Below are 13,420 nucleotides of genomic sequence, written 5' to 3'. Positions count from 1 at the left end.
AACAGCGGTCCACCTGTGGACCTGCCACACCAACGCCAACCAGAAATGGACCCTGCCCTGACGGACCGCCCCCACGGGAAACACGGCTCCGCCCCGCTCACAGCTGTGAGCGGGGCGGAGCGGTGCCGTCACGGGTGCCCTGCGGGGCACAGGACGCAAACTCGGTGGTCGCGCCCGGCCGGGCCTGCTTGGATCATGGCATGAGCCATGAGAAGACTCGGCACCTCGGCATCCTGTTGTTCCCGGACGTCGAGGAACTGGACGCGGTCGGCCCCTGGGAGGTCCTGTCCTACTGGGCCCGAAACTTTCCCGAGGACAGGTGGGCGGCGTACTGCTTCTCCGCCGACGGCAAGCCCGTGACCTGCTCGAAGGGCCTCACGATCGGATCACACCACTCGATGGACGACATGCCCGCGCCGGACGTCCTGCTGCACCCCGGCGGCCGCGGGACCCGCCTCCTGCTCGACGACAGCCGGCACCTGGAGTGGGTGCGGCGCCAGCGCCGGTCGGTGCCGCTGCTGACGAGCGTGTGCACCGGTTCGCTGGTCTACGCCGCGGCCGGCCTGCTGACGGGGCGCCCGGCCACGACCCACTGGGGCGCCGTGGAGCGGCTGAGGGAACTCGACCCCACGATCGACGTGCGGACTGACGAGAGGTTCGTCGACGACGGCGACACGGTCACCTCCGCGGGGGTCTCGGCCGGCATCGACATGGCCCTCCACCTCGTCGCACGCCTGTCGTCCCCCGAACGCGCACGTCAGGTACGCCGCGGTATCCAGTACGATCCGCAGCCGCCCGTGTGACCCGGCCGGAACCCGGCCGTCGCGGACCGCACCATGACCGTGGCCCTCGCCACAGCCACAGCCGTAGCCGTAGCCGTAGCCGTCGTCACGGCCGTCGAACACCTGACGGCCCGGGAGCGAGGGACCTGAACGCTCACCCGTCCGCCGCGGTGGCGTCGTCGTCCGGCCCGCAGACCTGGCGCAGGGCGGTGCGGGCCTGCTTGCGCAGCCAGGCGTGGGCGGGGTCGTTGTCGTAGCGGTGGTGCCACGCGAGGCGGACGGGGACGGGGGGCATGGCCAGCGGCAGGGGCCGGGTCCGCAGGCCCAGGTCGTCCAGGAGCGGACGGCTGACCAGGCGGGGGACCGCCGCGACCAGGTCGTGGTGGCGGACGAACTGCAGAGCGGTGGCGCTGGTGGGAGCGGCGGCCACGACGTGCCGGCGCATGCCCCGGCCTTCGAGGGCGTCGTCGACGGGGTCGCGCAGCCGCCCGCGGCGGGAGACGGTGATGTGGTCGGCGGCCAGGTAGTCGTCGAGGGTGAGCGGACCACGGCACAGGGGGTGGCCGGGACGCAGGGCGAGGACGAGCCGGTCGTGCCCGGCGGTCTCGTGGCGGAACTCGGGCGAGGAGGGGACACCGGCCCCGGCTTCGAGGTCGATGTCGCCCCGCCGCGGGTCGAGCGTGTCGGTACCGGCTTCGGCCAGGAAGCGCAGCCGCACCCCGGGTGCCTGCGCGCGCACCGAGTGCAGCAGGGCGGGACCGGCAGCGGCGGCCAGCGCGTCGTGCCACTTGAGGACGAAGGTCCGCTCCAGCGCCGCGAGGTCGACGTCCGTGTGGGGGGCGAGGACCGACCGGGCCTGCTGGACCAGGTCGTGCACGGGCGCGCGCAGGGCGAGGGCGTGAGGGGTCGGCGTCATGGTACGGCCGGTGCGGACCAGGATCTGGTCTCCGGTGGCCCGGCGGATACGGCCCAGGGTGCGGCTCATCGCGGGGGCGGAGACGTTCAGACGGGCGGCGGCGTCCGTCACGCTGCCCTCTTCCAGCAGGGCGTCGAGCGCGATCAGCAGATTCAAATCCAGTTGCATGAAGGTAAATCCAGTCGTAATTAGATTGCATTTGAAGTTAATGATGCCTGGTTCTAACGTCGAAGGCGAGCGGCCGACAGGTCGCGAGAACCTTCTCTTCCGTATCAGGAGCGATCATGAACGCCTTCTCCGCGCCCCGTACCGACTCCGCCGGGACGGCCGCCTCCGCCGGAACTGCCGCCTTCGCCGCCTCCGCCGGGACCGCCGTGACCATGGAGACGGAAGCGGTGCTGGAGCGCACCGTGACCGCCGTGCGTGAGGCGGGGGAAATCCTGCGGCGGCGTTACGACGTGGACGCGCGCCCGGCCGGCCTGGAGGAGATCGTCCGGGCCATCCATGCCAACGACGAGGCGGTCCTGGCGCTGCTCCGGCAGTCGTTGCTCGAAGCGCGTCCCGGCGCCCGGTGGGTGGAGGACGAGCTGGCCGGCGGCGCCCTGCCCGACGGGGAGTGGTGGGTGGTGGACACGGCCGAGGGCAACATCAACCACATCCACGGCATGGGGGAGTGGGCCGTGACCGCCACCCTGGTGCGCGACAACGTCCCGGTCCTGGCCGTGGTTCACCAGCCGCTGACCGGTGACACGTACACCGCCCTGCGGGGCGGGGGCGCCTTCCTGAACGGTGAGGTGCTGCGCTCCTCCGCCAAGACCGACCTGGGGGCGGCTCTGGTGGGCACCGGTCAGGCCAAGCCGGGCGAGGACGAGGAAGCGCTGCGCCGCATGGGCGCCTCGGTGACGGCCATGCTGCTCGGCGCGCTGGTGGTGCGGGTCTCGGTGCCCGCCACGATGCAGCTCATCCATGTCGCGGCCGGCCGCACGGACGTCTTCTGGCAGTTCTCCGACGTGCGCTCGGGCCTCCTGCCCGGCGCGCTGCTGGTCGCGGAGGCCGGCGGCACGGTCACGGACACCAGGGGAGAGCCGTGGGGCCTGGCGAGCAGCGACTTCCTGGCCTGCGCGTCCGGCCTGCACGCCCAGGCCGTCGGCGCCCTGTCCGGCCCGGGCGCTCTGTGACGCGCCCCTTCGCTCTCCCCCTTTCCCTCTCGCCCTTTCCCTCCCCTCCTGCTGCTCCTCCCTCCCCTGCCGCCACGACTGGAGATCACCGTGCAGATCGCCGTACTCGGTTCCACCGGACAGACCGGCCGCCTGGTGCTGGCGCGCGCCCTGGAACGCGGGCACGACGTCGTCGCCCTGGCCCGCCGGCCGGAACTGATCCAGGTACCCGCCTCGGGAAAGCTGCGCGTGGTCCGCGCGGACGTACACGATCCCGGCAGCGTCGCCGCGGCCGTCAGGGGCGCCGACGTCGTCGTGAGCGGCCTGGGGATCAGCAAGGGGCAGGACCCCGCGACGCTGGTCGAGGGCGCCCGCCGGCTCGCCTCGGCCACACCCCGCGTCATCTGGCTCGCCTCCCTGGGCATGGGTGCCACCGAAGGGGCGCTGGGGGCGTTCGGCGGTGCGCTCCTCAAGCGCGTCCTGCGCCATGAGTGGGACGCCAAGAAGGTCTCCGGCGACATCGTCCGCGCGGCGGGGGGCACCACCGTCCATGCCGGGCCGCTGACCGGCAAGCCCTACCGCGGCAACGGGCGCCTCGTGCGCGCCGGGGAGTTCCAGGCCCGCCTGGTGCCGCCGATGGCGCCGCGGGCGGGTGTCGCGGCGCTGATGGTCGCGGAGGCGGAGACACCGCACTTCGCCGACGCGGACACCGTCGCGGTGTTCGGAAGCGGCTGAAAGAACCCGCGCCGGGACCGTGGCGACGGCACTGCCCCCACGCCGGCGCCCATGGCGGCGCCGGCCGGCCCGACGCCCGTCGCCGTGGTCGAGCGGGCGCCGGCACACGGGGCGAGTTCTGGGACCGGGCCGTCGGCCAGGGTGAGACCAGACCTCCTGCCCTTCCTCCTCCTGCCCTTCCCCCGTACGTGGCCCCACGCGTCGCGGGTCGTCCGCGCACGACACCGAGCCGGTCATGCACTCAGGACATATGATGTTGCTCATGACGCAAGAAGACGGGGATCTGGACGGTCTCGTGCGCAAACGCCTGCGCGCCCTGCGGGTGGCGCAGGGCTGGTCCCTGGAGGAGCTGGCGAAACGGGCCAACCTCAGCCAGTCCTCACTGAGCCGCATCGAGAACGGCCAGCGCCGCCTGGCCCTGGATCAGCTCGTCACCCTCTCCCGCGCGCTGGACACCACCCTCGACCAGCTCGTGGAGACCGCCACCGACGACGTCGTCACCAGCCCGACGGTCGATGCCACCCACAGCCGGATGCGCTGGAGCATCAAGGCCGATCCCGGGATGAGCGTGGTGCGCCAGCGACTGACCGAACCGCCCCCCGTGAACCCGGCGCGCATGCGCGCCCACCCGGGCCGCGAATGGCTCGTCGTCCTTTCCGGCACCGCCGTCCTCATGCTCGGCCACCGTCGCTTCCGGCTGGAGACCAACCAGGCGGCCGAATTCCCCACGATGATGCCGCACGCGATCGGCGCCGAAGGCGGGCCCTGCGAGATCCTGGGCATCTTCGACCGCGACGCCCGCCGCGGGCACCAGCGCGACGACGCCGACAGCCCCGGGAGCCCTTCCGCGTAACGGCCGGATCCGCGGCCCCGCGCCGAGGCGGGCTCTTGCGCGCCGGGCATCACGCCCGGCCATCATCTTGCGTGAACAGGGATGTCCAGTGCCTCAAGCGCATAGCCGCCCTAGGGTGAGAAGCATGAGCCACGCACACACCCACGCCCCTCGCGGCCGGCACCACGACCACCGGACCGACACCGGCGCCCAGGCCGAGATCCTCGACCTGGACGCCGAGGTCCTCGCCGAGCACACCGCCTCCATCACCGCATGGCTGCCGCTGGCCGCCCGCCCGCACCACCTCGTGGACCTGGGCTGCGGCACCGGCGCGGGCACCTTCGCCCTCCTCGACCGCTTCCCCGACGCGCACGTCACCGCCGTCGACGCCTCCGCCGACCACCTTCGGCGCCTGCGCGCCAAGGCGTGCGCCCGCGGCGTCGAGGACCGCGTACGCACGGTGCAGGCCGACCTGGACGAAGCCACCTGGCCGGACCTCGGCTCACCGGAGCTGGTATGGGCGTCGGCCTCGATGCACCACATGGCTCACCCCGGCCACGCGCTGCGCACCGTCCGCGACATGCTCGCGCCCGGCGGCCTGTTCGCCGTCGTGGAACTGGCCGGCCACCCCCGTTTCCTGCCCGAGAACGCCCCTGCGGACCGGCCCGGCCTCGAAGAGCGCGTCCATGCCGCGGCCGACCGCCTCCAGGCCGAGCGCATGCCCCACCGCGGTGCCGATTGGGGCCCGATGCTGACCGCGGCCGACTTCGTCGTGGAGGGCGAACGCACCGTCGCCGTCGCCGTCGCCGTCGGAGGCGAAGGCGGCGAGGCGATCGGCCGTTACGCCGTCGGCGTCCTGCAGCGCATCCGCAGCGCCGTCGCCGACAGGCTCGCCCCCGAAGACCTCGCCGCGCTCGACCGACTCCTCGACACCGGCAGCCCGCACGGCATCCTGCGCCGCGACGACCTGACGGTACGCACCGAACGCACCGTCTGGGCCGCCCGGCGCGCTTGACACCCCTGGTCCGTGTGCAAAGGGTTTACAGGTCCCTTGCAACGATGTAAGCACCTGCTTGCGGCGATTTCACGGACGACTTCGCGGCATCCAGCTCTCGACAACGTTGTCTCGTCTCTGTCAGCCCCACCCCACGGAGGTCCTCATGACAGTCCGATCGACCGGGTTCGTCGCCAAGTCCTGGGCGACGCTGCTCGCCGGTGGTCTCGTGGCGATGTTCTCGCCCTCGACCGCCGTCGCGGCGCCCGAGTACTCGACCGCCGAGGCGGGCAACCCCTTCGTCGACGGCTGGTACGCGGACCCCGACATCGCGGTGTACGACGACACGTACTGGGTCTATCCCACGGCCTCCAGGCCCTACGCCGAGCAGACCTACCTCGACGCGTTCTCCTCGACCGACCTGGTCCACTGGAAGAAGCACAGCGACATCCTCAGGACGGCCGACGTCTCCTGGGCCAAGTACGCGGTGTGGGCCCCCGCGCCGGTGAAGCGCAACGGCAAGTACTACCTGTACTTCGCCGCGAACGACATCCAGAACAACTCCCAGCTCGGCGGCATCGGCGTCGCCGTCGCCGACCGTCCGGAGGGGCCGTACAAGGACGCGCTCGGCAAGCCGCTGATCTCGCAGTTCCACAACGGGGCCCAGCCGATCGACCAGGACGTGTTCATCGACGACGACGGCCAGGCGTACATGTACTACGGCGGCTGGCACCACGCCAACGTCGTGAAGCTCAACCCGGACATGACCAGCCTGGGCACGTTCGACGACGGGTCCACCTACAAGGAGATCACTCCGGAGAACTACACGGAGGGCTCCTACATGTTCAAGCGGAACGGCAAGTACTACCTGATGTGGTCGGAAGGAGGCTGGACCGGCCCCGACTACTCGGTGTCGTACGCCATGTCCGACTCGCCCACCGGTCCCTTCAGGAAACTCGACAAGGTGCTCGCCCAGGACCCGGCGGTGGCCAAGGGCTCCGGCCACAACTCCGTCGTCAACGTGCCGGGCACCGACATCTGGTACATCGTCTACCACCGCCGCCCGCTCAGCGAGAGCGACGGCAACCACCGCCAACTCGCCTACGACCGGATGTACTTCAACCCCGACGGCACCATCCGGCGCATCGCGATGCAGGTGAAGGACAACTTCGCCGACGGCAACGCGCTGGGCTGGAAGACGTACGGCGGGACGTGGTCGGTCGCCGGCGGACGGTACCGGGTGGGACGCGACCTGGGCGGCAAGGCGCTGCTCGACACCAACTCCGCCGACTTCACGTACGACGCCGACGTCACCGTCACCTCGGGCGCCGGGGACGCGGGCCTGACGTTCCGGGTGAGCAGGCCGTCGGTCGGCTGGGACAGCTACTCGGGCTACTACGCGGGCATCAGCCCGAGCGGCAAGGTGGTCCTCGGCCGGGCGAACGACTCCTGGACCGAACTGGGGAGCGCCCGCACGACCGTCGCTCCGGGCTCGTCCCACCGGCTGCGCGTCACCGCCGTCGGCTCCTCGATCAAGGTGTTCGTCGACGACATGACGACGCCCAGGATATCGGTCAGCGACTCCACCTACGGCAGTGGTGCGAACGGTCTCCGGGTCTTCGACACCGCCGCCTCCTTCGACAACGTCGCCGTCACACCGGTCAAGTGACGGGGCGTCCGGCGCGAACGCGGCCCGCCGGACGCCGGGGAGTGGAAGTTTAAGGGGGAGGTGACGCAAAGTAGGGGGTGTACATGCNGGCGTCCGGCGCGAACGCGGCCCGCCGGACGCCGGGGAGTGGAAGTTTAAGGGGGAGGTGACGCAAAGTAGGGGGTGTACATGCTGGCGGGACGGGGGTCCTGAGGGTCCAATGGGGTGGGTACGGCCGACCCGCTCCCCGAAGCCGTCCCGGCGGTACGGCGGACGGGGAGCCGCGGGACCCACGGTCCCGCGGCTCCCCGGGCAGGTTCCGCCGCGTCCGGCCCGGGCGGCCGGGGAACCGGTGGGAGCCGGGCCCCGCGAGGGGCGGAGTTCGGCCGTACCACCCGCCGGGCCGGCGCACGCCCCTCCGCGACCACCCGGAACGAACCGAAGGGACACACCAGAGCATGGCGACGAACTCCGAGAAGTGGATCAGGAGTTACCACCCCGCACCGGCCGCCCCGACGCGCCTGGTCTGCTTCCCGCACGCCGGCGGCTCCGCGACGTTCTACCACCCCGTCTCACGTGCCCTGTCGCCCGAGATCGACGTGGTGGCGGTGCAGTACCCGGGGCGCCAGGACCGTCGTACGGAACCCCTCGTGGACACCATCGAGGAACTGGCGGACCTCGTCGCGGAGGAGCTGAAGCCCTGGGCCGACCGGCCGTTGACGTTCTTCGGGCACAGCATGGGCGCGTCACTGGCCTACGAGGTGGCGCTGCGGCTGGAGGCCGGCGGAACGCCGCTGCTCGGCCTCTTCGCCTCCGGCCGCCGGGCTCCCTCGCGGTGGCGGGACGAACAGGTGCACCAGGCCGGCGATGAGGAGTTCCTCGCGGAACTGCGCAACCTGAGCGGTACGGATCCGGCCGTCCTGGGGGACGAGGAGCTCCTGCGGATGATCCTCCCCGCGGTGCGCGGCGACTACCGGGCCGCCGAGATCTACCGCCCGGAGCCGGGGCGCCGGGTGAGCTGCCCCGTGGTGGTCATGTTCGGGAAGGACGACCCCAAGGTCACCGAGGACGAGGCCCGCTCGTGGGCCGAGCACACGACGGAGGACACCACGGTGCGTTCCTTCGACGGCGGGCACTTCTACCTCAATTCCCACGTACCGCAGGTTCTCCAGGAGATCCGGCGGTTCGTCGCGGAACGCGGAGCCGTGGCGTCGAAGTGACCCGCGGCGCACGGCGGGCCGCGCCATGAACGGCCCGTCCGTCCGTCTGTCCGTCCGCCTGTGCGTCTGTCCGTCCGGCATCCGGCGTCCTGGAACGCCGGGGCCGGTCAGGGGCTGTCGCCGGACCAGTCGAAGCGGTGGGGGTCCCCCGGGCGCGGGTCGTACAGGGCGCGGCCGCCGGCGCCGAACCGGCCGAGCTCGGTGGGCAGGGCGGCGCCGGCGGCGATCCGCTCCGGTGTCCAGTCGGTGATGTCCAGGAACAGGCCGTCCAGCGGCCCGCCGACCAGCGCGACGTAGGAGCGGCCCGGACGTGGACCGGGGTCGGGGTCGTCGTGGTCGTGGCCGTAGATCCGGCCGCGCAGCAGTTGCTCGTCGCCATTCACGCGGTCCAGCCTCCCAGCCGCCACTGACAACGGGGCGCCACGCCCGCGGGCGGACGGCCCCCGCAACCGGAGCCGGTTCGCCCCGTGGTGCACCCCGCCCGGGACTGCTACGAAGGAACCACGGAGGAACAGGGCACGGCCCACCGGGTTCGCCCCCCGGCCCGTGGGCCGCCGCGTGCACGGCGCCGCCGTGCGCGCGCACCGGGCAGCGGACGCATCCAGGGAGCCGACCGTGCTGTTCTACAACCTGGCGGGACCGGGCGCGATGCCCCCCACGTACACCACCGACCAGCAGTTCGAGGCGCAGGCGTGGTCGGCCGACCACGCGGCCGGTGTGGGGTACACCTTCCTCGTCGGGGGTGCGCCCAACATCGTGCCGCGGGCCGACCCGGGACTGCGGGTGTCGGCGAACGGGCGGTTCGCCGTCGAGGACGTCGACGGGACGCGGCGCCAGCCCAAGCACTTCTTCGCCGATCCGGCGGCCCTGGCCGGCTGGAACCGGACACTGGCCCGGCAGGGGTCGAGGTTCCAGTTCTTCCCGGACACCCCGGGATCGGTGACCTTCACCCTGCCCGGCGCGGCCGCGCCCACCACGCTGCCCCGGGTGCGCGCGGCGAACCTGTACGGCGTGGGCCGGGCGATCGGCAACTCCATGACCACCACGGAGAACTGCGACGGCACCGTCAAGGAGGTCATCGGGTCGGTACGGCCGCCCGCGCCCCGGCTGACCCCGCCCCTAGCTGTAGCTGTAGCCGTCCGGCCCCGCCGCGCCGCCGGCCCGCGAGGCCGCTGCCGGGCCGGTATGCGGCTTACCTGCCGGTTGCGGGTGTTTCGGTCCGGGTGGGACGTGCCCTAAGACTCGCAAATTCCTTAGCGTTGCGCGTGCTTGCATGGCTGCGACGAGGACGGCTCGTGAGCGCAGGCCGTGCGTCGCGTGCTCCGACGGAGGCGGACAGGGGTCTGTCCGCCCGGTGGGCGCGGTACGCATCCGGCCTCGATCAATCCGCCCCCCGGGCGCGGACATCCGCCCGACCGGTCCTCACCGTGGCGGTCGAAAGAGGGAAGATGTCCAAGCGCGCACTCATCACCGGAATCACCGGCCAGGACGGCTCGTACCTGGCGGAACACCTCCTCGGCCTGGGCTACCAGGTGTGGGGGCTGTGCCGTGGCCAGGCCAACCCCCGCAAGGACCGGATAGCCAAACTGATCCCCGAGCTGTCCTTCGTGGACGGCGACCTCATGGACCAGGGCAGCCTGGTGTCGGCCGTGGACCTGGTCCAGCCCGACGAGGTCTACAACCTGGGCGCGATCTCGTTCGTCCCCATGTCCTGGCAGCAGCCCGAGCTGGTCACGGAGGTCAACGGCACCGGTGTGCTGCGGATGCTGGAGGCCGTACGCATGGTGTCCGGGCTCACCAAGTCCTCCGGCGGCGCCCCCCGCGGGCAGATCCGCTTCTACCAGGCGTCCTCCTCCGAGATGTACGGCCAGGTGGCGGAGAGCCCGCAGCGGGAGACCACCTCGCTGCACCCCCGCAGCCCGTACGGCGTCGCCAAGGCGTTCGGCCACTACATCACCCGCAACTACCGCGAGTCGTACGGGATGTACGGTGTCTCGGGCATCCTGTTCAACCACGAGTCCCCGCGCCGCGGCGCGGAGTTCGTGACCCGCAAGATCTCCCTGGCGGTCGCGCAGATCAAGCTCGGCACCATGGACAAGCTCAGCCTCGGCAACCTCGACGCCGAGCGCGACTGGGGCTTCGCCGGCGACTACGTCCGCGCCATGCACCTGATGCTCCAGCAGGAGGAACCCGGGGACTACGTGGTGGGCACCGGCGCCATGCACCAGGTCCGGGACGCCGCCCGCATCGCGTTCGAGCACGTCGGCCTCGACTGGCGGGACCACGTGGTGGTGGACCCTGGCCTCGTCCGCCCCGCCGAGGTCGAGACCCTCTGCGCGGACTCCGGCAACGCCCGCCGGGAACTGGGCTGGGAGCCCGAGGTCGACTTCGAGGAGCTGATGCGCATGATGGTCGAGTCCGACCTGCGGCAGGCATCCCGCGAGCGCGACTACAGCCGCCTGCTCGCCACCAGCGGCTCCACCGGCCCCCTGGGCAACTGGTAGGTCCGTCCGGCCCGGCGCGGCCGGGCCGCAGGAGGAGCCCGCCCGGTGCACCACCGGGCGGGCTCCGCCGCGTGCGGGGGCCACGCATCACGGGACGCGCACGGGGACAGCGCGCCAGGGCGCGCGGGGACGTCACACACTAGGGATTTCCAAAGTCGTGCCGCCGCAGACTGTGCCCATGGTCAGCGGAACTGTGTGCACGGCACGCGCACCGGGCGCGTGCTCCGGAGGAGCGGCCGGGGTCCCGCCCGCCCGCCCGCCTGCCGGGGGGCCGTCGGAGGACTCCCGCTCGCGGCGCGGCACCCCGCCCGCTCCCGCACGCGCGTGAGCCACTCCGCCGGGCGGACCGCCGCGGTCCCGCCCCCGGCCCTCCTCCCTCCTCCGGACACTCAGGACACCCCGGGCACCCCGGCCGCACCGGTGCCGTACGGCCGCCCCGGTGCCCCGGTACCCACGTCGGACCGCCAGCCGTCCGCCGGTCTTCTTCCAGATGGGTTGCGTTGATATGGACAAGGAACAGAAGCTCCGGGACTACCTCCGGCGGGCGAGCGCGGACCTGAAGCGCTCCCGGCAGCGGGTGAGCGAGCTGGAGGCCGCGGCGACCGAGCCCATCGCGATCGTCGGGATGAGCTGCCGCTACCCGGGCGGTGTCAGCAGCCCCGAGGACCTGTGGCGGATGCTGGTGGCCGGCGAGGACGGCATCACCGCCATGCCCACCGACCGCGGCTGGGAGGCCGCCGTCGGCGACGGCCCGGCCGACTTCGCGGGCGGCTTCCTGCACGACGCGCCCGCCTTCGACCCGGACTTCTTCGGCATCTCGCCCCGCGAGGCGCTGTCCATGGACCCCCAGCAGCGGCTCCTCCTGGAGACCGGCTGGGAGGCGTTCGAGCGGGCCGGCATCGACCCCGCGGGCGTACGCGGCAGCCGTACCGGCATGTTCGTCGGCGCCATGCCCCAGGACTACCGGGTCGGCCCCGACGACGACGTCCAGGGCTTCCAGCTCACCGGCAACGCCACCAGCATCCTGTCCGGCCGCCTCTCGTACTTCTTCGGCGCCGTCGGTCCGGCCGTGACCGTCGACACCGCCTGCTCCTCCTCCCTGGTCGCCGTGCACCTGGCCGCCCAGTCGCTGCGCGCGGGGGAGTGCTCCCTGGCGCTGGCCGCGGGCGTCACCGTGATGGCGAGCCCCACCACCTTCGTCGAGTTCGCCCGGCAGGGCGGTCTGGCCGGCGACGGCCGCTGCAAGTCCTTCGCCGACGCCGCGAACGGCACCGGCTGGTCCGAGGGCGTCGGCGTCCTCGTCCTGGAACGCCTCTCCGAGGCCCGCCGCAACGGCCACCACGTCCTGGCCGTGGTCCGCGGCTCGGCCGTCAACCAGGACGGCGCCTCCAACGGCCTGACCGCCCCCAACGGCCCCTCCCAGCAGCGCGTCATCGAGTCCGCCCTGGTCAACGCCCGGCTGACCACCGCCGACGTCGACGTGGTCGAGGCGCACGGCACCGGCACCGTCCTCGGCGACCCCGTCGAGGCGCAGGCGCTGCTGGCGACGTACGGCCAGGGACGCGACCCCGAACGCCCGCTGCTGCTGGGCTCGGTGAAGTCCAACATCAGCCACACCCAGGCCGCCGCCGGTATCGCCGGCATCATCAAGACGGTCATGGCGATGCGCCACGACCTGCTGCCCCGCACCCTGCACGTGGACCGGCCCTCCACCCACGTCGACTGGACCGAGGGCAACGTCCGCCTGCTCACCGAGCCCGTCCCCTGGCCGCGCCGCGAGAACGCCCCGCGCCGCGCCGGCGTCTCCTCCTTCGGCCTGTCCGGCACGAACGCGCACACCATCATCGAGGAGGCCCCGGCCCAGCGGCCCGCCGGGACCGAGGGCGACGACCAGGCCGCTCCCGCCGAGGCCGCCGAGGCGATCGAGGTGATCGAGGCCGGGCCGCTGCCCTGGCTGCTGTCCGGCCGCACCCCCGAGGCGCTGCGCGCCCAGGCGGGCCGGCTCCTCGACCACCTCGCCGCCCACCCCGAACTGCCCGCCCTGGACGTCTCGCACGCCCTGGCCACCACCCGCTCCGCCTTCGAGCACCGGGCGGCGTTCACCACCGCCGACCCGGACACCGCCGTCACGGCCCTCACCGCGCTCGCCGCGGGCGAGGACGCCCCGGGCCTCGCCACCCACCAGCTGCGCGGCCGGACCAAGCTGGCCGTTCTCTTCTCCGGCCAGGGCTCCCAGCGGCCGGGCATGGGACGCGAGCTGTCGGCACGCTTCCCCGTCTTCGCCCGCGCCCTCGACGAGGTCCTCGGCCACCTCGACGCCGGGCTCGACCGGCCGCTGCGCCCCCTGATGTTCGCCGAGGAGGGCAGCGACGAGGCCGCCCTGCTCGACCGCACCGAGTACGCCCAGCCCGCCCTGTTCGCCCTCGAAGTGGCCCTCTACCGGCTCGTCGAGTCCTGGGGCGTCGTCCCGGACCACCTCACCGGCCACTCCGTCGGCGAGATCGCCGCCGCCCACGTGGCCGGGGTGTTCTCCCTGGAGGACGCCTGCACCCTGGTGCTGGCGCGCGGCCGGCTCATGCAGGCGCTGCCCGAGGGCGGCGCGATGGTGTCCCTGGAGGCCACCGAGGACGAG

At 72.7% G+C, this 13,420-nt stretch carries 12 protein-coding genes (1 of these 12 only partly in view); 10 read left to right on the top strand and 2 right to left on the bottom strand.

What is annotated here, in order from left to right:
• Positions 1 to 200: 200 nt before the first annotated feature.
• Positions 201 to 803 (top strand): DJ-1/PfpI family protein, encoded by a 603-nt coding sequence (locus KM933_RS32465; protein ID WP_221359038.1) that lies wholly within the window; start codon positions 201 to 203, stop codon positions 801 to 803.
• Positions 804 to 936: 133 nt separating this feature from the next.
• Here KM933_RS32465 and KM933_RS32460 read toward each other — a convergent pair whose 3' ends face one another.
• A complete protein-coding gene (locus tag KM933_RS32460; protein WP_221359036.1) occupies positions 937 to 1,866 on the bottom strand; it encodes a LysR family transcriptional regulator in 930 nt (309 codons plus the stop codon).
• Positions 1,867 to 2,078: 212 nt separating this feature from the next.
• Here KM933_RS32460 and KM933_RS32455 point away from each other — a divergent pair, with 212 nt between their 5' ends.
• From KM933_RS32455 to KM933_RS32430, 6 genes are all read left to right on the top strand, one after another.
• Positions 2,079 to 2,876, top strand: a complete 798-nt coding sequence (locus KM933_RS32455; RefSeq protein ID WP_221359042.1) for an inositol monophosphatase family protein — start codon at positions 2,079 to 2,081, stop codon at positions 2,874 to 2,876.
• A 90-nt stretch (positions 2,877 to 2,966) separates the two neighbouring features.
• The gene (locus tag KM933_RS32450) at positions 2,967 to 3,590 is read left to right on the top strand and encodes an NAD(P)-dependent oxidoreductase (protein WP_221359034.1); all 624 of its coding nucleotides are present in this window, start codon (positions 2,967 to 2,969) and stop codon (positions 3,588 to 3,590) included.
• 262 nt (positions 3,591 to 3,852) lie between these two features.
• Positions 3,853 to 4,443 (top strand): helix-turn-helix domain-containing protein, encoded by a 591-nt coding sequence (locus KM933_RS32445; RefSeq protein ID WP_221359032.1) that lies wholly within the window; start codon positions 3,853 to 3,855, stop codon positions 4,441 to 4,443.
• A 124-nt stretch (positions 4,444 to 4,567) separates the two neighbouring features.
• Complete coding sequence (locus KM933_RS32440) at positions 4,568 to 5,437, top strand: class I SAM-dependent methyltransferase (protein ID WP_221359030.1); 870 nt, start codon at positions 4,568 to 4,570, stop codon at positions 5,435 to 5,437.
• Between the two features lie 145 nt (positions 5,438 to 5,582).
• Positions 5,583 to 7,085 carry a glycoside hydrolase family 43 protein gene (locus KM933_RS32435; RefSeq protein WP_221359029.1) on the top strand — a complete coding sequence of 501 codons (1,503 nt, stop codon included), beginning with the start codon at positions 5,583 to 5,585 and terminating at the stop codon, positions 7,083 to 7,085.
• A gap of 437 nt (positions 7,086 to 7,522) precedes the next feature.
• Positions 7,523 to 8,284 carry a thioesterase II family protein gene (locus KM933_RS32430; protein WP_221359027.1) on the top strand — a complete coding sequence of 254 codons (762 nt, stop codon included), beginning with the start codon at positions 7,523 to 7,525 and terminating at the stop codon, positions 8,282 to 8,284.
• 107 nt (positions 8,285 to 8,391) lie between these two features.
• Here KM933_RS32430 and KM933_RS32425 read toward each other — a convergent pair whose 3' ends face one another.
• Entirely contained in the window at positions 8,392 to 8,667 is a 276-nt protein-coding gene (locus KM933_RS32425) for a hypothetical protein (RefSeq protein WP_430727398.1), read from the bottom strand.
• Positions 8,668 to 8,899: 232 nt separating this feature from the next.
• Between KM933_RS32425 and KM933_RS32420 the strand changes: the two genes are divergently transcribed.
• The 3 genes from KM933_RS32420 to KM933_RS32410 form a co-directional block, all read left to right on the top strand.
• A complete protein-coding gene (locus KM933_RS32420; RefSeq protein ID WP_221359025.1) occupies positions 8,900 to 9,523 on the top strand; it encodes a hypothetical protein in 624 nt (207 codons plus the stop codon).
• Positions 9,524 to 9,732: 209 nt separating this feature from the next.
• A complete protein-coding gene (locus tag KM933_RS32415) occupies positions 9,733 to 10,788 on the top strand; it encodes a GDP-mannose 4,6-dehydratase (RefSeq protein WP_221359023.1) in 1,056 nt (351 codons plus the stop codon).
• Positions 10,789 to 11,293: 505 nt separating this feature from the next.
• Positions 11,294 to 13,420, top strand: partial view of a type I polyketide synthase gene (locus tag KM933_RS32410; protein WP_221359021.1) — the 5' end (the start) only. It continues 26,877 nt past the right edge of the window; the window shows 2,127 of its 29,004 coding nt (coding positions 1-2,127); its start codon is at positions 11,294 to 11,296; its stop codon lies off the right edge, out of view.

The organism is Streptomyces beigongshangae, from assembly GCF_019710745.1.
Classification (GTDB): Bacteria; Actinomycetota; Actinomycetes; order Streptomycetales; family Streptomycetaceae; genus Streptomyces; species Streptomyces beigongshangae.
The sequence above is the reverse complement of the archived record's forward strand: the minus strand, read 5'-3'. Positions and strand labels throughout refer to the sequence as shown.